Source organism: Collinsella aerofaciens (genome assembly GCF_015552075.1).
Classification (GTDB): domain Bacteria; phylum Actinomycetota; class Coriobacteriia; order Coriobacteriales; family Coriobacteriaceae; genus Collinsella; species Collinsella aerofaciens_Y.
The window spans coordinates 1-19,368 of the sequence record NZ_JADNDZ010000021.1 but is presented as its reverse complement, the minus strand read 5'-3'; the positions used below and the strand labels follow the sequence as shown (position 1 = coordinate 19,368).

The window sequence follows — 19,368 nt, the reverse complement described above, 5'->3', positions numbered from 1 at the left end:
CTGCAAATGGCATCTCTCGACAAGGTGTATAAGCAAATTGAAGTTTTTGCTCGGGAGTGTGACGCCGAGAAGGTTGTGCTGTTTGGCTCCCGCGCTCGAGGTGACAACTTGCCTAAGAGCGATATTGACATCGCAGTAGCAGGTTGCCGGGATTTCGGCCGGTTGTCATATTTGATCGAGGAGCGTCTTGATACTCTTTTAGATGTAGATGTCGTCAATCTCGATGAGCCCTTATCGCAGCAATTGCTCGATGAAATTGCCAGGGATGGTGTGATTCTGTATGAAAAAATATGAGAACTTTGCCAGCGCCTTGGCGAATCTTGAGGATGCGCCCAATCAGGATCTCAACAATGATTTTGTTCAGAGTGGATTGATTAATAAGTTCAATCTTCAATTTGAACTGAGCTGGAAGCTCCTTAAGCGTCTGCTCGAGTATGAAGGCGCCACGCTTGCCGCGTCGGGGTCTCCTCGTGCCATCTTGAAGGAGTCGTACCGATTCTACGACTTTATTGATGAGGCGGCCTGGCTAGATATGCTCAGAGACCGCAATACGAACGTCCATATCTACGACAACAAGCTCGCTCAAGACTTGATTCAGCGCATCTTGAACGTCTATATCCCCGCTTTCTGTCAGTTGAGGGACGGGCTGATGGAGCGATACGGCGAGCTTCTGATGGCGCCCGACGACCAGTTTGTTTAATTCCTTAAGATTTCGCGGAGGGTTGTTGCCGTTTACCGAGGGGTTGTTGTGCAACAACGGGCGAGCTGCAATACTTATTTCTATCTTTGCAAACTGCACTTTAACTATACCAATGCAGGGAGGATCTTATGCAGCCCAAGCATTCCGCGATTGTCGCGGGCCTGACGCTGGCGCTTTCGTTTGGCGCCATTTCCGCGCCGGCACCCGCTGCTGCCGAGGAGCCCACGCCGGGTGTTGCCTCGGATGCCACCGATATCGATAAGGGTCTCTACACCCAGCAGTCCTTCTCGGGCGTACTGAGGTCGGTCCAGGGCGTTTCGTTTGTCAACGTGACTCCCGAGATGAAGTATTTTACCAAGTACGAGAGCCATGGCAACTACAACCAGGGCTTTTCGTACGGTGACGGCTATAACGCGCTGGGTTATTACCAGTTCGACCGTCGTTGGTCGCTCATTCCGTTTATGAAGCAGGCCTACAACTACAACCCCGAAAAATACAGCATGCTCAAGGATGCGATTGATCGCGGCAGCGAGATTTCCAACACGAGTAATGTCATGTACGAGAACGGCCAGCTCACCGAGCTGGGCCATATCGCGCAGGATGCCTTCCAAGGTGCGTACAACACCGATCCTGTTGAGTTCTCAGCACTTCAAGATGCGTATGCGTACAACTCGTACTATGCGGTGACCGAGGCGTGGCTCAAGAGCGGCCTGGGTATTGATATTTCGGGCCGCGCCGATTGCGTCAAGGGCATGGTGTGGAGCATTACCAACATGTGCGGCACCGGTGGCTGCAGGGACTTTTTCCGCTGGGCGAATCTTTCCAATGATATGTCCGACCGCGAGTTTGTGACGGCGCTCTCCAACAGCGTGGTCAATAACGTGGCGACCAAGTATTCGAGCCAGCCCCAGTATCATGAGGGCTGGAAGAATCGTTATAAGAATGAGCTGAAGGACTGCTTGGCTTATATCGCCGAGGACGAGGCAGCCGCTGCGACGCCCGTGCAGCCCGAGCCCACACCGGCGCCCTCGCCGACACCTGATTCGAATGACGGCTCGAGTGACGATGTCAACGATGACAGGATGGATGCGCCCTCGACCGATGCTGACGGTAATGGCTCTGCTGGTGACACTACCAACGACGGCTCTACCTCGAACGGCTCCGATTCGAACGGCTCTGCTGCGGGCGATTCGCCTTCAAGCTCTGCCGGCAATACGGACAGCGACGCTTCTGGTTCGACCGGCGCTGACACCTCTAACTCATCCACCGGCTCGAGCGATTCGTCCGTTGACACCGGCTCTAACAACGGCTCCGGCTCTGACGCAGTCCCTGATTCCGATGATTCCAAGGACGACTCGAATAAGGCGCCGGACGCTCCCGTTGCTTCGCCGGACAAGAAGCCTTCTTTCTCCGTGCAGCTTGGTTCTACGCTGGGCTCTTCGCTGATGGCTGGCGTCAATAATGGCTCGACTCAGAACAAGGACAACTCTGATCAGGTTTCCACGGAAAAGACCGAGGCCGCAAAGGGCGACTCCAAGGACAAGGCTTCCGAGAAGGCTGAATCCGATAAGGGTCCTAGCTCTGATGAGAAGGGCGACAAATCCGCTCAGAAGAAGGACGAGAACAAGGACAAGACCGAGGACGGAAAGCAGCAGGGCGAGGACGGCGGTAAGGGCAACACCGACAACCAGGTCCAGGAGCAAAATGACTCCAAAACGGTGACCACTACGACCACCACAACCAAGTCATCTGGCGGCAATATGCCCAAGACGGGCGATCTGATTGTGATGGCGAGCCTTGCCAGTGCAAGCTTGGCCACGCTGGGTGCCACGTCTATTGTGAGTGGCAAGCATAAGCTCGATCAGCAAAAGAAGGCTGCTGGGCAGAACGACTCCGAGGAGTAGTCCCTTTCGGTTGCCCGACAACTAAAGATTCGCAATGGGGGCCGGTGCAGTTGCATCGGGCCCCATTTTGTTGCACAACGATTAGTTGTGCCCCCTCACGCCTCTTGTTGCTACCGTTTCCCGATATGATCGCGCGGCGACATCGGTACGCGCGAGGCGGTCATTACAATTGGTATCGTGTTGCGATTTAGGGGGAACGTTTTGGTGTCTGAACAGGCAAATAATGGTTGTACTGCCGGCTTTGGCGTGCGTTTGATCGGCTGTGCCGACGATGCGGCTTTGCCCATTGGCATGCACGACTATGCGGAGGCTCTTGGTTGCTGCACGCTGGTCGACAAGACCATGTTTATTGCCGATGTGTTGGACTGCGACGCGTCCGTTGTGGTGTGCTGTCGACCCGAGGGTTTTGGCAAGAGCATGAACCTGTCGATGCTCAGGGCTTTTCTGGAGCGTCCAGCGGTCGGTCGCGCTGGTCAGCTTTTGTTTGCCGATGCTCAGATTTGGGATGCGGACGGCGGGCGCTATCGGGATGAGTACGCTTGCTATCCGGTGATATCGCTGGACTTTTCTGGCGCTGCGAGGCGTGGCACCGATGTTGCCGACGTCGTGCGCGATGCTCTTTCGGACGAGTGCGCTCGCCTGCTGGCGCTTTTGGAGGCTCCGGATTTAGCTCGAGACAAGGTACGTCACATCGAACGCGTTGCGCGTGGCGCGGCGAGCGAGGATGAGGTTGACTCGGTGCTCGGTGTGCTCATTGAGCTGCTGGAGATGGCCTGCGATGGGCAGGTTGTATTGCTCGTTGATGGGTACGATGCGGCGTGGTCTCGCCGTGCGAGCGCGAGGGACGTTTCCGTAGCCGGTCCGGCGGAGCTGCTCGATCGCGTGCTGTTCGACGCCATTGTCACTGCGCGCGATTCGTTGCGGCTGACGTGTCTGATGGGGGAGTATCCCGGCCCTGCCGTAGCGGCGCTTTCTTTGCACTGCTGCTCGTATTGTCTGACGACGCCGCTGTCGGCGTGGTGTGACCGATGGTTCGGTTTTTCGGATGCCGAGGTCGAGGCTCTTTTGAATCATGCTGGGCGCGAGGAATACCTGGATGATGCGCGTGAATGGCTCGAGGGGTATCGGTTTGGCAGGGCCTATTGCTCGAGTCCAGAGCGTGTGATCGGTTTTCTGGGCCGAGGCTGCACGGCGCCTGTGCGTGCTGATCTGTATGGATATGCCGATTGCCTGAGTAGGGTAGTTGCCGGGTGGAATCTCGACCGCCTTTCGGTCTTGTTTGATTTACTCGAGGCCCATGGGTGCGCTGAGGCTCCGCTTTGTTTGGGCACAGCAGAGCCAGATGTCTCGCCTGACGATGGCATGTGGACAGCGCTGTATCTGTCCGGTTTTCTCACGACGGATATGACTGAGGAGCCAGGGCATGGCGATTGCCTCCGTGCTTTGCGATTGCCCAATAACGAGCTTCGCCAGGCCTTGCGTCTAGTGATTGTTGAGTGGTTTGAGTGCGCTGCCGAAGACATTCGGGACGTCGATGCGTTTCGCGACGGGCTGTGCCATGGGAACGAGGATACCGTGAGGCGGGCGCTAAGCCGCATCTTGGGAGATGCGGGAATCGGTGCGACCGACCCAGATACACCGCTGCCATATCACCTACTCTTGCAAGGACTCTGCTTTGGATTGCCGGGCTATGCCAATCCTGCTTCGAGGCGAAAGTGTGGCGCGGATCGCTGGGACATCCAGTTTTTTCCTACGGGCGCCGTGTTCGACATAGCCGATACGATCGGTATGCTCGATGAGCGACCGCTGATAACGATCAACATGATGTACGACCCTGGCGTCGATGCCCTGGGCCTGGAACTGTTGGCGGTTCAGGCACTGCTCGACATAGAGCGCGACGGCATCGATGATATCCGCGTGCCGCGCCCCGCCGTCGGGCGCATGCGTTGGGGCTTTGGTTTTGACGGTCAGCGTGTATCCGTGGTGTGCCAACGACTGTAGCGGCGGGCGAAAGCCCTTTACTACTCGGTGTCCTTCATGGGCGGCATGGGCTTCCAGTTGGGATCCTTGACGATCTTGCGGGCGTCCTTCATGCCTCGGCGCAGCGCCGGAATACCGGTCTTAAAGCACTTGTCAACGGCAGCCAGGCGAATGAACTCCTTGCAGAAGGTCGCGACGTTGCCCAGACGGAACAGCGCGGGGTGATAGTCGCCGTAAATCTGCATGTAGCGGGCCAGATAACCGCGGTTGCGCATGATGTAGTAGCGGTTGGTGTCGCTCGTAGAGTTGAGCTGGCGCTTGCCGGCGATATCCCAGTTAGAGACAGCGCGGGCACGCTTGAGCACCACGTCGGCAACAACGGCGGCGGGGAAGTGCTGGCTGGCCACGTAGCCGTAGCAGGCATCGTCGCCGTAGATGAAGAATCGCGCATCCGGCAGGCCGATCTTGTCGACCACGCGGCGCGAGAACAGGCCGCCTTCAAAGCACAACTGGTTCATGGCGCGGTAGCCCTTGGGGCCCAGGTCCCACTTAGCGATGGGGTTGGGGATACCAAGCGAAAGGATGAGCTGGTACTGCCAAAAGAAGGCGCCGCCGTCAAAGTCCAGGCGCGAACCCTGGATGACATCGTAGCGGTCGGTCCACTTGGCAAGACGCTCGATGCCTTCGGGGATGACGAGCACGTCGTCGTCCATCACCCAGAACCACTGGGCGCCCAGGTCGTAGGCGCATTTGGTGCCGGCGGAGAAGCCACCTGCACCGCCGCCGTTTTCGAGCTGTGGTGCGTAGATGACGCGGTCGGTGCCGCCCTTCGCGTCGGGCTGTTCGATGTCGGTGCCCCACAGGTTGGCCAGGCGCTCGTTGAATGCGGTGCACATGGCCTCGGTCTCACGCGAATTCTCGTTATCGACGATCACGATGCGCCAGGGCGCTGCCGTAAGCTCGGTCATGGAGTCGAACAAGTTGGCCAGGAGTTCCTGGCGCTTGTACGTAACGACGACAATGGCGAGCTTATCGATGGGAGCGGGAAGGGTTGAAGGCATGGGGCAATATATCCTTTCACGCGCGGCGGGTGAGTGCAGCGCGGAAGCTATCGAATACGTCCTTGGGACTGTCCTATTGTAAAGGCTCGGCGCACCTTGGCGGCAAGCTTTGAATAAAACGCAGGAACCTGCCATGGGCCCGCCGCATGACGTGGGGCCGCTTTGCCCGCAAGAGGCTCCATAGATTATATAAACGCCCGCTGGCGCGCTGACCCTTTGATACCATGAAACGACAGGTATTTCCTAAGGAGCACATTTGTCTACTAACGCCTCTGGCAGCCCTGTTCTGTCGCTGCTTATTCCCATTTACAATGTTCAGCGCTACCTGCGCGAGTGCCTCGATTCCGCCCTGGCGCAGACGCTCAAGGATATTGAGATCATCTGCATTAACGACGGGTCGACCGACAACTCGCCGGCGATAATCCGCGAGTATATGGAGCGCGATGGGCGCGTCAAGATGATCGACAAGGCCAACAGCGGCTACGGCGACTCGATGAACCACGGTCTGGAGATGGCGCGTGGCAAGTACGTTGGTATCTTGGAGTCCGATGACTTTATGGCGCCCGACGCACTCGAAAAGCTTGTCTCGGCCGCCGATAGCAATAATGCCGACTTTGCGAAGGCGAACTTTGATTTCTACTGGTCTAAGCCCGAGGAGCGCCGTTCGCTGCACGAGATGTTTAAAGCCAAGGACTGTGGCAAGCCAGTGCACCCGAGCGATACGACGCAGTTCTTTAAGCAAAAGCCGTCGATTTGGTCGGCCGTGTACCGTCGCGATTTTCTTGAGCGCAACGGCATTACGTTCCTGCCGACTCCGGGGGCATCCTTTCAGGACACGTCATTCGCCTTTAAGGTGATCGCGTGCGCCGATAAGGCTATTTACCTGCACGATGCCGTGTTGTCGTATCGCCAGGACAACGAGAATTCCTCGGTCAATTCTTCAGCTAAGGTCTTTTGCGTCAATACCGAGTATGCCGAGATTGAGCGTTGGATTCGAGAGGATTATGCCCGCGACCACGCAAGCGGCGATGTCGCGCGCATGCTCAAGTTCAACCAGCTCATTAAGTACGATTCATACATGTGGAACTACGTGCGCCTGGCGCCTAAGTTCTATAAGGAGTTCCTGGTTCAGATGGCTAAGGAATTTCAGGCGGCCTTGGACGCGGGGGAGTTTTTGCTTGACGACCTCAAACCGTGGAAGCGCGCAAATCTCGCTGCCATCCTCAAAGATCCCGAGGGCTGGGTTGACGAGCATCCGAGTTTTGCGATGGATGGTGCCTTGGGGCGTGCTAAGTATTACGCCTCGGTTGGAGGCCCGGGCGTGGTCGCCGCCTTCCTCATCGAATCGCTGAGGGGGTAGGTCGGCATGGGAGAGACCTCGTGTCCTAAAGCTACCATTGTCGTCCCCGTTTACAACTCTGCGCGCTCCATTCAGCGATGCCTCGATTCGCTGTTGGCCCAGTCCGAGCGCTCGATTCAGGTTGTCTGCGTCAACGACGGTTCGACTGATGATTCGTTGAACGTGTTGCGCCAGATCGCGCAGGCCGACGATCGCGTACTGGTGATTGACCAGGAAAACGCGGGTGTCTCGTGTGCTCGAAATGCCGGTATCGATGTCGCCGAGGGCGAGACCGTCTTTTTTGTGGACGCCGACGATTACATCGATTCCCAGACGGTCGAGCGCGTGCTGCATGCCATGGAGTCTGCGGATGCCGAGGCCGCCGTCTTTGGCGGCGTCTGTGAACCTGCCGATGCTGCCCCCAAACGCGTCCAGCAACTCATGAGCCCCAAAGCTGGTACCTTCGGCGCCCGTGATCCCCAACTGCTGTTCCATTCGAATGCGCAGCCCTACGCCTGCCGTGCGGCTTTTTCGCGCGAGCTGCTCAATCGCGAAGGCATTCGCTTCGCCCCCGGTTTGGCTTTGGGCGAGGACGTCGTCTTCCAATTTGCGGCTTATGCGCTTGCCCGTAAGACCGTCGTCATGCCGGACAAGTTCTACCACTACGTGATGGAGAGCGAATCGGCGACGCACGAGTTCAACAGTGCCGAGGCTCGCGCCAAAAAGCTTGACGCCCACATGAGGATGCTCGAGGAGGTCTTGGAGGACTGGGCGGCCTACGGTCTTTTGGACCTGTGCCCCGGCGAGCTGATCACTCGGTTTTTGGACCTAATTGTGTTCGACCTGGCGCGCTTGGATGCCGATGACTTCCATCGCGTGGCGGCTCGCGTCAATATGGACCTCACGACGTTTTTGGGAACGGAGTGGGCGGATATGCCTGCTAAGGGCGCCGTTCGCCGTGTTGCCCACAAGCTCGTTGCGGCGACCTCGGGCGTTTTGATGGCAGACGCCACGCTGTTCTATCTTTCGACTCGCGGTCTCAAAGCCTGCCTGGAGCGCTTTATCTAATTCCAAGCGCTGCCGCCCGCCGCAACTCGGCTGCTAAAATAACCCTGTTACACGCTATTCAACAGGAGGTTCTCTTGCAGAACTCTGATACCCCTAAAGTTTCGCTGCTTGTTCCCATCTGCAATGTTGAGCGCTACCTGCGCGAGTGCCTCGATTCCGCCGTGGCGCAGACGCTCAAGGACATCGAGATCATCTGCATCAACGACGGTTCTACCGATAGCTCGCCAGATATCATCCGCGAGTACATGGAGCGCGACCCCCGTGTAAAGATGATCGACAAGGCCAACAGCGGCTATGGCGACTCGATGAACCGCGGCCTGGAGATGGCGCGCGGCGAGTACGTGGGCATCCTTGAGTCCGACGACTTTATGTTTGAGGATTCGCTCCAAAAGCTGGTCGCCAAGGCCGATGCTGAGCATGCCGATGCGGTAAAGGGCGACTTTTACCTGTATTGGTCCACGCCCAGCGAGCGCCGTGAGCTGTTTGGGATTATTGACGAGCACATGACAGGCGCGGCATATCGCCCCGTCGATCGTCCGGGGATCTTCTACCGCAAACCTTCCATTTGGTCGGCCATCTATCGACGGACGTTCCTTAACGACAATCAGATTCGGTTCCTTCCCACGCCGGGTGCCTCGTATCAGGATGCGGGTTTTAACTTTAAAGTCTGGGCATGCGCCGAGCGTGCCGCGTTTATTGCAGATCCCATTTTGTGCTATCGCCAGGATAACGAGAAGAGTTCTGTTAACTCGCCCAACAAGGTGTTTTGCGTGTGCGACGAATATGCCGAGATGCAGCGCTTTTTGGATGAACGCCCCGAGCTTAAGGCTCGGCTTCAGGGCATTTTAATGCGCATGAAGGTTGATACGTACCGCTGGAATGACGAGCGCCTGGTCGATGAGTTGCGCGAGCAGTTTTGGGAGAAGGCATCGCCCGAGCTCAAGGCCGATTGGGATGCCGGTCGTTTTGACCTGTCGCTCTTCGATCCGCGCGGCGAGACCGACCTGCGTTTGATGGTCAAGTCGCCCCGTGCCTATATCGATTCACGCTTTGATTTTAAGAAGCCGGGCAAGCTCAATACGTTTAAGCACTACTTTAAGATCGGCGGCCTGCCGCTGGTTTGGCGCGTGCTGACGTATCAGCGCGCCTACGGCGATAACCCGCATCCCGACGACGTGCCGGCGGCACGGTAGGAGCGCGTGATTATGGCTACCCCTAAGATTTCCGTCGTCGTTCCCATCTACAAGGTGGAGGAGTGCCTGGCATGGTGCCTGGACTCCCTACTCGCGCAGGATATGCCCGATTGGGAAGGCGTGTTAGTCAACGATGGCTCGCCGGACGGTTCGCGCGATATTGCGGCCGCCTATTGCGAAAAGGACGTGCGCTTTACGCTGGTCGATAAGGAGAACGGTGGCCTGTCGAGTGCACGTAATGCAGGCATCGCCGCGTCCACGGCGCCTATCGTCGCGTTTTTGGATTCCGACGACCGATTTACGCCCGATGCATGCCGTGTGATCGTCGATGCCTTTGGGCGCGAGGACTGCGACGTTTTGACCTTTGGCGCGAATCCGTATCCGCTGGAGGCAGGGTATCCGTGGCTTAACTATGTGCTGAGCCCGCGCGATGTGTCGTTTGAGGGCTATAGCTCTGACCTGCTGTTTAAGGAAGCGTCTCGTCCCTTTGCGTGGCGCACCGCCTGCAAGCGCGAGTTTTTGCTCAACAACGGGATTTTGTTCGACGAAACCGTCAAGTATGGCGAGGACCAGGTCTTCGACTTTGCCGTGTACGGTCGTTCGCACAAGACCGCGCTTATCTCGAACAAGCTGTACGACTATCGCGTGGCGCGCAAGGGCTCGCTCATGGACACCATGCGCTACGACGACGAGACGCGCCTGCTGGAACATGTGAAGATTTACTCCGCAGTGCTGACTGATTGGCAGCGCGACGGTCTCGATACACAGCATGCCGAGGATCTGGCGTATTTTCTATGCGATCTGGTGCTGTATGACGCGCTCAGGTTGCTGGGCGCGAATTGCAGCAAGGTGTTCGCTGCCGTTGCCACGTCGCTTGCCGGTTCTACCGTGGGTGACGATGCCGCGCTCGCACAATGTGCACCTTCTGTTGCTGCCATGGTGCGCGCGGCGCTTACCGGCAAGGCCCCCAATGCCCGTGCATGCAAAAAGCTCATGTTCGATTACGACATCTTGAGGTTTGGGCGCCTGGGCGCGTGCAAGCGCATGGCCGCGAATGCCCTGGGAAAGCGAGAAGTGTAGATGAGTATCAAGCGTTTGGCGCTTTGCCGCAGTCAGGGTCGCCTGTTCGTTTTGCTTCGTTTTGCCGGTCAGGATGTCGCCGCGCTCATTGAACAGGGAGGTTCTCAGTCCTTTGCCCGTGCGACGACGAGCGGTTCTTGTGTGCCATCGCTGGCACTCCCGGTCGATCATGGCCGCGTGCTGGCAATCTGTCCTTCGGTTGCCGACTACGAGCGCGAGCTTGCCGTCTTGGTGCTTCCGTTTTTGGATGGCTCGTCGATTGACATTGACTTTGCATCCAGTGGCCAAAAGCTTGGATCCATTCGCCTCGATAGCCGTATGGCTAAGCTGGAATCCAAGATCAACTACAAGGCAAAGCCTGTGCTGTGTGCGCTTATCCGCGATGCGCAGCGCGGCGAGCGCTGCGGCCGCTACGAGATCGATGCCGTCCGTTATCTTCCGGCCGATTCGGGTGCTGTGTGGCGCTACGAGGTCACATGGTCGGGAGACTCCCAGTGCACGCCCCAGCTTGAGATACTCGATACGCATATGAATGTCATCGATGCCACGGTTCATATGTTCGAGTCGCAGGTCGACGTGCCACAGCAGAACGGATGCTGCGTCAATAAAACGTATCTGAGCGTGGAGATGCCCGAGGACATTCGAGATTTTGTCGCGATTGCAACTGATCCTGCGGGCCAGATCCAGGGCGGTTTTTGCGCCATGGATGGCCGCCTGTACAACGGCATGGTCGACGATAGCTGGAATCGCATGAAGGATGCGCGCGCGGACGACGCCGCCTATCGCCGTTGGTTTGAGCAGCATCGCGCAAAGCCGGGCGACTTGGCGTGCCAGTGCGCCGCCGCGGCGGCATTCGCCTACAGGCCTCTCGTGAGCATTGTGGTGCCGTGCTACAAGACCGATCGGGTCTACCTGCGCGAGTTGCTGGATTCGGTGCTTGCCCAGAACTATGACAACTGGGAATTGCTGCTGATGGACGCCTCGCCCGAATGGGATGCGGTGGCCAATCTTGCGGCAGCAGCTCACGACGAGCGCGTCCGTCGCATCGAGCTGCCCGGCAACGGCGGCATTGTGCTCAACACCAACGCTGGTATTCAGCAGGCGACTGGAGACTACATCGCCTTCTTGGACCATGACGACATTCTGGAACCGGACGCGTTATTCCAGTATGTTTCCGCGCTGAACAAGGCTGCCGAGGGCGAGCGTCCCCAGGTCCTGTTCTGCGACGAGGACATGTTCCAGAAAACGGGGGAGTGGGGCCAGCCGGTCTTTAAGACCAAACTCAACGTTGACCTGCTCTATAGCCATAACTGCGTGACGCATTTCCTGATGGTGGAGAAGGCGCTTATCGATCGTATTGGCATGTCCCCAGAAGACGTTGCGGGCGCCCAGGACTACGACCTGACGCTTCGCTGCCTTGCGGCGGGCGCGCGGTTTGAGCATGTTGCGCACGTGCTGTATCACTGGCGCGTTCATCCGGGGTCGACCGCCGATGGCTCTGCCGATAGCAAGCCGTATGCCATTGAAGCCGGACGCCTTGCGCTGCAGCGTCACTTTAACGAGCTGGGCATTTGCGGAACGGTCGAGGAGACCGAGACGCCGTTTGTCTATCGCATGCGCTATGCGCTGCCGGAGCCTGCGCCGCTGGTGAGCATTGTGATTCCCACCAAGGACCACGTTGAGACGCTCGATGCCTGTGTGATGTCGATTGCCCAGAAGGCCACGTATGCCAACTATGAGATCGTCTTGGTGGAGAACAACAGCGAAGCCCCGGATACGTTTGCGTATTACGAAACCCTGCCGGAACGCGTGGCTTCAGCATCAGAAGGCAAGGGCATCGCGCGCGTTGTGTACTGGCCGGGCGAGTTTAATTACTCTCAGATCATCAATTTTGGTGTGGAGCACGCCAAGGGCGACTACCTGCTGCTGCTCAACAACGATACCGAGGTCATTAGCCCCGACTTTATCGAAGAGATGATGGGTTGTCTGCAACGTCCCGATGCGGGCGTGGTGGGTGCCAAGCTCTATTTTGCCGACCACCTGGTGCAGCACGCTGGCATTTTGGTCGGTGTGCGCGGCGCACTTGCCCATGCCAACCAAGACTTCTCGGCAAAGCGCGAGGGCTATCTTGCCCGTGCTGTGCGTCCGGGCAACTTTAGCGCCGTAACGGGCGCCTGCCAGATGGTGCGACGTGACGTATTTGAGCAGGTCGGGGGCTACAACGAGGAATTCGCCGTCGGCTTTAACGACGCAGACTTTTGCCTGCGCGTGTGGGAGGCGGGCTACCGCACCATCTTTACGCCCTATGCCGAGCTGTACCACTACGAGTTCACCTCGCGCGGCAGGGAAGAGGCTAACGAGGAAAAGCTGCGCCGCTGGAAACGCGAGCAAGCTCTGTTCATGCAACGCTGGCCGGAGCTCTTCCTCGATGGTGACCCGTGGCTCGGACCGAACCTATCCTCCGACAGTGAGTACTTCTCGTTTTAGTGCGAAGTAATGCCAAGTTCCGGCAAAGTATCCTCAAGAGCTGCAAGGGCGGTGGGGTTCAAGTACTCCTCGTTCATGCAGCTCTTGTCATATCGAAAACGTGTGTCTCGTGAGCATTCGATGAGTTCTGCAGTAAAGAACCTCTCCCAGCTAAAGAACTTTGAGCTTTCGATATGTTCAGCGGGGTTAAGCAGCATGTCCTTAATGTGTTTGCTGTTGAATAATCCCGACTTCAACACGAGCCATTCAAACGATTCCGGTAGGAATAGCTTGATGTTCTTTCGGCGCAATAGAGCAGCTACTTCCGCAATTTCTGGTCCAAAGGCGGCGCCGTCGGCAATCACGAGGATGTCGTTTTCCGGTGCGTCCATAATGCAGTTGCAAATATTTGATTTTCCTCCCGCGCTGATGCATTTAATGCTGCTCTTTTTGCATAGCAAACTGAAGAATTCGTAGCCCGAATTTGTGTCCTCGACAATGACAAGCTCGGGCCTCTCGCCTCTAAAATCAGTATCACCGTAAATACGATATGTAGAGGTGTAGACACGAGAGTAAACGGGATACTTCGTTGTGGTTCGGTTGGTGTTCTTAAGACCGTAGATTTCATCAACGCTATAGGGCAGTTGGCGCAGTGACTCTCTGGCGACAATTACGTAGTAGTTTGAGCTACGCTTTGCTTCATGGGCAAATTCTCTTGATCGAACAAAAGTATTGCCCTCATCAATAAAAACAATACTGCTGGAAATCTCTTGGAGATCTCTACGCCAATATTTTCCAGATATTGTTTTACAGGGCACTTTGCAACTTACTGTTACGCCGCTTTGTGCCCCAAGCTCTTCGTGAGCTGCCACCATATCAAGCAGAGTTGTCTTGCCTGTAGCACTGTTACCTTGGATGATGGTCAGATTTCTATTGATGGTCAGTTTAAACTGAACCCGGTTATTTTGAATAATTACCTTGTATGATCCGCGCATCAGGAGTTCTCCCTTAGGCATTTTCCAGCTATGGGGACAAGGTCAAACATTGTGTGGACTATATCGCCCGTATTTGCAATGGTTACCGTGAATTTGCCGTTTCCAAAATCCATTATGTGGTAGAGATTGATTGTTAGATCCTTTTGCGCGGCGATCCTCAGAATCCAGTAGGCGCAATTATCACCGCAATTTGAGGCGTTATATATATTCTGCGGCATAAAGTACATAAGCAGTAGCGTTTTGGTGCCGCTGGATAGTTTCTCGGGAGGAATGATGCCTAGAATCTTGGTATCGATTGCATTGGGGCCTACCACGGTGCCTTTGTCGATGGATTTTATGACCCTTTGGGCAAAGGAGTCTTGAAACCACTGGGGCGAATATACGTTATCGAAGTAAACGGACGTGTTGTAGATAACGTTTTCCATATCACCATAGTGAATTGTTAGCACGTCAGCTCCTTCGGCTTGCTGATTTGGCATCTAGTGAGATTGATTATATCGCAGCACATGAGGCGGGCGTTATCGGCCCGCGGTAGATGTGATTGATGACCAAGGTTTGTATTTTGTTGCTTTATTATTCAGTTCACTCGTTTAATCAGTTCGCTCATGCGCTAAGTTTGCCTTAGAAGCTATTTAGCGTAACGGTTGAGGTGTGGCGACTCATATTTAAATTGCAGTCACAAAGACACCTTTTATCGATTTCCCGTTGAAATACTGAATTGATAGTTTAAAAATAACTTAAGAGAGCCTTAAATCTCGGAAAAAGGATGTCGTATGAAAAACCTTCGAGAAAGATGGCACGGACTAACAGTGCTGGGAGTTGTTGCATTTGCTGCTGCCTGCATGACGGTTGCCCCGGCGCCCTCATTTGCTGATATTGCTGGCGGTGGCGGAGGCGGTGGACCGATTACGGAATGGTGTTCCGACGGTCGTCCGAAGACTGGACTCGTTCGGTGCGAGGACGGCAACCTTCGCTATTTCGATCCCGAAACTGGCGCCATGGTCACGAACCAGTGGCATAACGAATACGAAGCTGTCTGGTACTATTTTGGCGCTGACGGGACCGCGGTGTCGGGCTGGCAGTCTATCGGTGGGGACAAGTATTACTTCTATCCCGAAAACCATGATATGGCATACGGCCGAGTTCAGATTGACGGCAAGAACTACTTCCTGAACACCCCTGGTGCCAACGCCGATGGCCGCATGCAGCATAGTGGCTGGTTCTACGACTCCATCTACGGAAAGTGGTCCTATGCGACCTCCGACGGTGAGCTATTGACCGGTTGGCATAATCTCGGCGGGGCTTGGTACTATTTCAACGAATCTGGGGTCATGCTGACTGGCTGGATCAACGATTCGGGTACCTGGTACTACACTAATGCCTCCGGTGCGATGGTCACTGGCTGGCTCAACATCGGCGGTACGTGGTTCTACCTCGACGGCTCGGGCGCCATGGTCGCTAACAGCTGGCGCAGCCTCGGCGGCTCCTGGTACTGGTTCGGCGACTCCGGTGCAATGGCCACTGGCTGGTTCTTGGCAGGCGGCTCTTGGTACTATGCGAGCGGTTCGGGCGCCATGGCAACCGGCTGGCTCAGCAATGGCGGCACGTGGTATTGGCTCGGAGGTTCGGGCGCTATGGCCTCTAACTCTTGGGCTAACGTTGGTGGAGTTTGGTACTGGTTCGACGATTCCGGCGCGATGGCCACCGGCTGGCGTCAGGTCGGCGGCGCCTGGTACTACTTTAGCGGTTCCGGCGCTATGGCTCACGACGCCTGGGTCGGCGACTACTACCTCCAGTCTTCCGGTGCCATGGCTACGAATGCCTGGGTTGGCTCCTACTATGTCGGCGAGGACGGCAAGTGGATTCCGGGCTACGGTTTAGTTTGGTATAAGAACGGTAGCGATGTTTACCATACGCATAAGTGCCGTACCGTTGGTAAGGACGCAAAGGGCTATTCGCAGATCTCTATTCAGGAGGCCCAGAGGCGTGGCGCTTCACGAGAGTGCAAATACTGCCAGCAAATTGGCTAGCACATTACTGAGCTAGTTTTGATTGAGGCCCCGTTGCCCTGAAGCGACGGGGCCGCTGCGTGATTGGATACCGTGCTGTTATGAAGAAATGGTCATTCGGAGTGCTGGCTTTTTCGGGCCTCATTTCTTTTGGGCTCCTTTTGGGTTCGCCCTCGATGTTATACGCCCTTGATTCGAATAACACTGACGAAGGTCCCGCATCTAACGTTGCTATTGCTTCTGTCGAGTCAGGCGTTGATGCTCAGCGCGAATCGACCTTCGCTGTCGAGCAGAACTCTCAGGTGGATAATGAGATCCCTTCCGAGGTTTCGAATCAAATTATTTGGCATCAGGGGTGGATATCACCCGAAGAAGGGGCTGGTTTTTGGCGTTGGGGCTTGTCCGACGGAACAATCGCTGTTTCTTCTTGGAGACATATAGACGGTAGCTGGTACTGGTTCGACGACGAAGGTCGAATGGCTCAGGATGGGTTGGTTCAAGTCGGGGGTGCGACGTATGCCTTCTCCTCTTCGGGCGCAATGCGTGTCGGCTGGTACCTAGATTCTACGGGCTCCACTTCTGCTTGGCGTTATTTCTCCGGTTCTGGCGCCATGGTAAAAGGCTGGCTTTCAGACGGCAGCAACTGGTATTGGCTGGATGATGAGGGCAAGATGGTCCACGATGCGATGCTGCAGATTGGGGGAGCCACGTATGGATTCTCTTCTTCTGGTGCAATGCTTATCGGATGGCATCTTGATGCTTCTGTCTGGCATTATTTTTCCGGCTCTGGCGCTCTGGTAAAGGGCTGGCTCTCGGATGGGGGTCGTTGGTACCGGCTTGATCCTGCAGACGGTTCTATGGCCACCGGGCTGAATGAATGCAATGGCACCTCTTATATCTTTAACAGTTCAGGGGCCATGCTATCCTCCCAGTGGGCACTTATTGACAACAACTGGTATTACGCTGACTCCAACGGCTTACTGCATGGAGGTTGGTTACTTCTAGGGAATTCTTGGTATTACCTGGATCCAGGAAGCCATATTATGCTCACGGGCTTTGTGCAAGTGGGCTCGTCCACCTATTTCCTTACGAGCTCAGGTGCCATGGCAACAGGCTGGGCACTTGCTGATGGTACTTGGTATTACGCCGCATCAAACGGAGCTATTCAACGAGGGCGATGGATAAAGTCCGGAAGCGCCTGGTATTACCTTGATGATGTATCCGGCGCAATGCGTACTGGTGAATTTGCGGTAGGAAGCAAGCGCTATTTTTCTTATGATTCCGGTGCAATGGCATCTTCGTGCTGGATCAACTTGAACGATGGTATGGCATGGGCGAATTCGTCTGGAGCACTGAGCGAGCCGTTGCCTACTTCATCTGATGGATCTCCTGTAGTCGCTGATCGTACTGACTCGTCTTCATTGCCAGGTGTGATTCATATTGGAGATGCGGTTTTCTATGCGGATGCGAATGGTGTCGTTAACGTGGCGTCTGGTTGGATTATGTCGAAAGACGCTTCTGACGAAAGTGGCAATACTTGGTACTACGCATCTTCCAATGGTGTCCTTAAGTCTGGTTGGCAATATGTCAACGGTGCGTGGTATTGGATGGACCCTTCCACATTCAAGATGAAAACTGGATGGCTTAATGACGGCGGTACGTGGTACTGGCTCCAGCCTTCGGGTGCCATGTTTGCTAACGGGTGGCTGAAAATCGATGGCGTTGACTATTACTTCAATGCAAGTGGTGCATGGTTGAATACGTCTGGTTCTGTTTTGGGGGTCAATAGGTCCAGCTTGGTCAATTGGCTTATGAGCCACGAAAACGACGGCTATTACCGTGGAACACGCTACGACACGCATCTCAGCCAGGAAACGTGCATGTACCCAAAGGGTGATCCGCGTTGGGACGGTTATACGGGCATGAATTGTGGTGGATTTGTATCGCATGCATATATGAAGGCGGGCGGGAATTTAGCTCCCATTGCCGCCGAGCAGAGCCATTCCCCTTGGAGTGGAGGTCCCGGAAGGGGCGGCTGCGTAAACGCTTATCGTTGGTACGGCTACGCTATCGATACGTGTGCGAACGTGACTTATTTCAACTCTATTGATGAGTTGTTACGTAGTGGTTTGGCTCGTAAGGGGGACATTGTGTTCTTCGATCCTTACAACCCATATGCGGACGATAGCCACATTGGCTTTTTCTGGGGCAATTCGCCGAGCGAAAATTTGTTCTGGCATAGTGATGGTTATGGAAATCGCATCTCCGGTTTGACTGCTTTGGGCCCATCGAAAGTAATCTTGATTCGTTAGAATTCCGCGTTGTAGGGGACTCTCTGGGTCCCCTACCTTTTTGACATCTGGTTTGAAAGCTAACTGATGTCGGCATTCTTTGGGGCTAAGAGTAGGGACTAGGAGTCCTTGGTTTCACCCTGCTGGGAAGTTCTTGTTTACATTGTGGTATTGCGTGCAGCTATTTGTCGTCCTAGATGGCATCTTGTCCAGTTGGATGTTCGGAAATCTTTCACAGCCATGCTGTAAGCTAAACGCAAACAAGAACGAATGACGAGGTTTACATGAGCAAACATCTTAAGTTATTTTCGGCATTGTTGGTGCTGATGGTCCTTGCGCCCATTTCTGTGTTTGTTTTCCCCTCGAACGCGGAAGCTGCGCGGTCCCTAGTTGAGAATTCCTGGCGTTATGAGGATGGGCAATTGGTCGCAGAGGATGCTTCTTCCGAAGAAGATGGAATAGCCTTATTGTCCATGGACATTCTTGCCGATGCGGCTACGGCGCAGGGCATCGATGTCAGTGAGCATCAAGGACGTATTGACTGGAATGCTGTTAAGGCTTCTGGTATCGATTTCGCTATTCTGCGTGTTGGATTTGGCGCTCCATCTTGGGGCGGTCGAGTTGACTATCAATTTAATCGAAATATTTCTGAGTGCGAGCGACTCGGAATTCCTTACGGCGTCTATATCTATTCATATGCTTTTGATAATCAACAGGCAGCCGATGAGGCGTCCATGGTGATTGACTGCCTATCGGGGCACAATCCTAGGCTACCGGTGTATTACGATCTTGAGGACAAGACAATTATTGCAGATGGTCGTCAATCCGGAATTGCATCTAGAGCTCAGATATTCTGTAATAAGATTTCTAGTGCTGGATATAAGCCAGGCATTTATGCAAACCTAAATTGGTTTAACAATATATTGACCGACCCTGTATTTAAGAGCGGTTCTTGGGATCATTGGATTGCTCAATACAACTCCCAATGTCACTATACCGGCAGTTACAGCTTTTGGCAGTATACAAGCCGCGGAAAAGTTTCTGGTATTAGCGGAAACGTTGATATGAATTACGCGTATGTTGATGTCTCTCTTTATTACTGGCAGTTAAAAGAGGGCACTTGGTATTACGCAACCTCTGACGGCAAAGCGTATACCGGATGGTTGTTTCAGAGTGGCACGTGGTACTGGCTCGAGCCCGACGTGGGCGGTGCCATGGCTACCGGCCTTCACGAGTGCAACGGCTCCCTGTACTGGTTTAATTCGTCCGGCGCGATGGCGAC

General features: G+C 55.1%; 15 protein-coding genes. 12 read left to right on the top strand and 3 right to left on the bottom strand.

Annotated features, from left to right (window positions below; genetic code table 11):
• The first annotated feature begins 6 nt into the window (after window positions 1-6).
• The 4 genes from I2D41_RS01460 (at window position 7) to I2D41_RS01445 (ending at window position 4,605) form a co-directional block, all read left to right on the top strand.
• Window positions 7-294, top strand: coding sequence for a nucleotidyltransferase family protein (locus I2D41_RS01460; protein ID WP_035138649.1), 288 nt, complete (start codon window positions 7-9; stop codon window positions 292-294).
• A complete protein-coding gene (locus I2D41_RS01455; RefSeq protein WP_138375172.1) occupies window positions 281-700 on the top strand; it encodes an HI0074 family nucleotidyltransferase substrate-binding subunit in 420 nt (139 codons plus the stop codon). The genes I2D41_RS01460 and I2D41_RS01455 overlap by 14 nt, the downstream gene beginning before the upstream one ends.
• 128 nt (window positions 701-828) lie before the next feature.
• Window positions 829-2,604 carry a VgrG-related protein gene (locus I2D41_RS01450; protein ID WP_195363306.1) on the top strand — a complete coding sequence of 592 codons (1,776 nt, stop codon included), beginning with the start codon at window positions 829-831 and terminating at the stop codon, window positions 2,602-2,604.
• Window positions 2,605-2,808: 204 nt separating this feature from the next.
• Complete coding sequence (locus I2D41_RS01445; protein WP_195363305.1) at window positions 2,809-4,605, top strand: AAA family ATPase; 1,797 nt, start codon at window positions 2,809-2,811, stop codon at window positions 4,603-4,605.
• A 20-nt stretch (window positions 4,606-4,625) separates the two neighbouring features.
• On the opposite strand, the gene I2D41_RS01440 is transcribed toward I2D41_RS01445, so the two are convergent.
• Window positions 4,626-5,645 (bottom strand): glycosyltransferase, encoded by a 1,020-nt coding sequence (locus I2D41_RS01440; RefSeq protein WP_161145066.1) that lies wholly within the window; start codon window positions 5,643-5,645, stop codon window positions 4,626-4,628.
• Between the two features lie 256 nt (window positions 5,646-5,901).
• Between I2D41_RS01440 and I2D41_RS01435 the strand changes: the two genes are divergently transcribed.
• The 5 genes from I2D41_RS01435 (at window position 5,902) to I2D41_RS01415 (ending at window position 12,812) form a co-directional block, all read left to right on the top strand.
• Window positions 5,902-7,005, top strand: coding sequence for a glycosyltransferase family 2 protein (locus I2D41_RS01435; protein ID WP_195363304.1), 1,104 nt, complete (start codon window positions 5,902-5,904; stop codon window positions 7,003-7,005).
• A gap of 6 nt (window positions 7,006-7,011) precedes the next feature.
• Entirely contained in the window at window positions 7,012-8,052 is a 1,041-nt protein-coding gene (locus I2D41_RS01430) for a glycosyltransferase family 2 protein (RefSeq protein ID WP_195363303.1), read from the top strand.
• Window positions 8,053-8,126: 74 nt separating this feature from the next.
• The gene (locus tag I2D41_RS01425) at window positions 8,127-9,245 is read left to right on the top strand and encodes a glycosyltransferase family 2 protein (protein ID WP_195363302.1); all 1,119 of its coding nucleotides are present in this window, start codon (window positions 8,127-8,129) and stop codon (window positions 9,243-9,245) included.
• 12 nt (window positions 9,246-9,257) lie between these two features.
• A complete protein-coding gene (locus I2D41_RS01420) occupies window positions 9,258-10,325 on the top strand; it encodes a glycosyltransferase family 2 protein (protein ID WP_195363301.1) in 1,068 nt (355 codons plus the stop codon).
• Window positions 10,326-12,812: a glycosyltransferase family 2 protein gene (locus tag I2D41_RS01415; RefSeq protein ID WP_195363300.1), complete on the top strand. Its 2,487-nt coding sequence runs from the start codon at window positions 10,326-10,328 to the stop codon at window positions 12,810-12,812.
• On the opposite strand, the gene I2D41_RS01410 is transcribed toward I2D41_RS01415, so the two are convergent.
• Window positions 12,809-13,786 carry a translation initiation factor 2 gene (locus tag I2D41_RS01410; protein WP_195363299.1) on the bottom strand — a complete coding sequence of 326 codons (978 nt, stop codon included), beginning with the start codon at window positions 13,784-13,786 and terminating at the stop codon, window positions 12,809-12,811. The two genes, I2D41_RS01415 and I2D41_RS01410, sit on opposite strands and share 4 nt — an antisense overlap.
• Window positions 13,786-14,235 (bottom strand): DUF4869 domain-containing protein, encoded by a 450-nt coding sequence (locus I2D41_RS01405; protein ID WP_138112761.1) that lies wholly within the window; start codon window positions 14,233-14,235, stop codon window positions 13,786-13,788. Before I2D41_RS01405 ends, I2D41_RS01410 begins: the two co-directional genes overlap by 1 nt.
• A 360-nt stretch (window positions 14,236-14,595) precedes the next feature.
• Between I2D41_RS01405 and I2D41_RS01400 the strand changes: the two genes are divergently transcribed.
• The 3 genes from I2D41_RS01400 to I2D41_RS01390 all read left to right on the top strand — a co-directional run.
• Window positions 14,596-15,816: a hypothetical protein gene (locus I2D41_RS01400; protein ID WP_195363298.1), complete on the top strand. Its 1,221-nt coding sequence runs from the start codon at window positions 14,596-14,598 to the stop codon at window positions 15,814-15,816.
• Between the two features lie 59 nt (window positions 15,817-15,875).
• Window positions 15,876-18,107: an N-acetylmuramoyl-L-alanine amidase family protein gene (locus I2D41_RS01395; RefSeq protein ID WP_195363297.1), complete on the top strand. Its 2,232-nt coding sequence runs from the start codon at window positions 15,876-15,878 to the stop codon at window positions 18,105-18,107.
• Window positions 18,108-18,370: 263 nt separating this feature from the next.
• Window positions 18,371-19,368, top strand: a 998-nt coding sequence (locus I2D41_RS01390; RefSeq protein WP_267471594.1) for a glycoside hydrolase family 25 protein, incomplete at its 3' end; no start/stop codon positions are given.

What these genes read in the sequence shown, in the direction of transcription:
- I2D41_RS01450 (WP_195363306.1), top strand. Translation starts at nt 829, where the DNA reads ATGCAGCCCAAGCATTCCGCGATTGTCGCGGGCCTGACGCTGGCGCTT.
- I2D41_RS01410 (WP_195363299.1), bottom strand. Translation starts at nt 13,786, where the DNA reads ATGCGCGGATCATACAAGGTAATTATTCAAAATAACCGGGTTCAGTTT.
- I2D41_RS01460 (WP_035138649.1), top strand. Translation starts at nt 7, where the DNA reads ATGGCATCTCTCGACAAGGTGTATAAGCAAATTGAAGTTTTTGCTCGG.
- I2D41_RS01430 (WP_195363303.1), top strand. Translation starts at nt 7,012, where the DNA reads ATGGGAGAGACCTCGTGTCCTAAAGCTACCATTGTCGTCCCCGTTTAC.
- I2D41_RS01455 (WP_138375172.1), top strand. Translation starts at nt 281, where the DNA reads ATGAAAAAATATGAGAACTTTGCCAGCGCCTTGGCGAATCTTGAGGAT.
- I2D41_RS01420 (WP_195363301.1), top strand. Translation starts at nt 9,258, where the DNA reads ATGGCTACCCCTAAGATTTCCGTCGTCGTTCCCATCTACAAGGTGGAG.
- I2D41_RS01440 (WP_161145066.1), bottom strand. Translation starts at nt 5,645, where the DNA reads ATGCCTTCAACCCTTCCCGCTCCCATCGATAAGCTCGCCATTGTCGTC.
- I2D41_RS01415 (WP_195363300.1), top strand. Translation starts at nt 10,326, where the DNA reads ATGAGTATCAAGCGTTTGGCGCTTTGCCGCAGTCAGGGTCGCCTGTTC.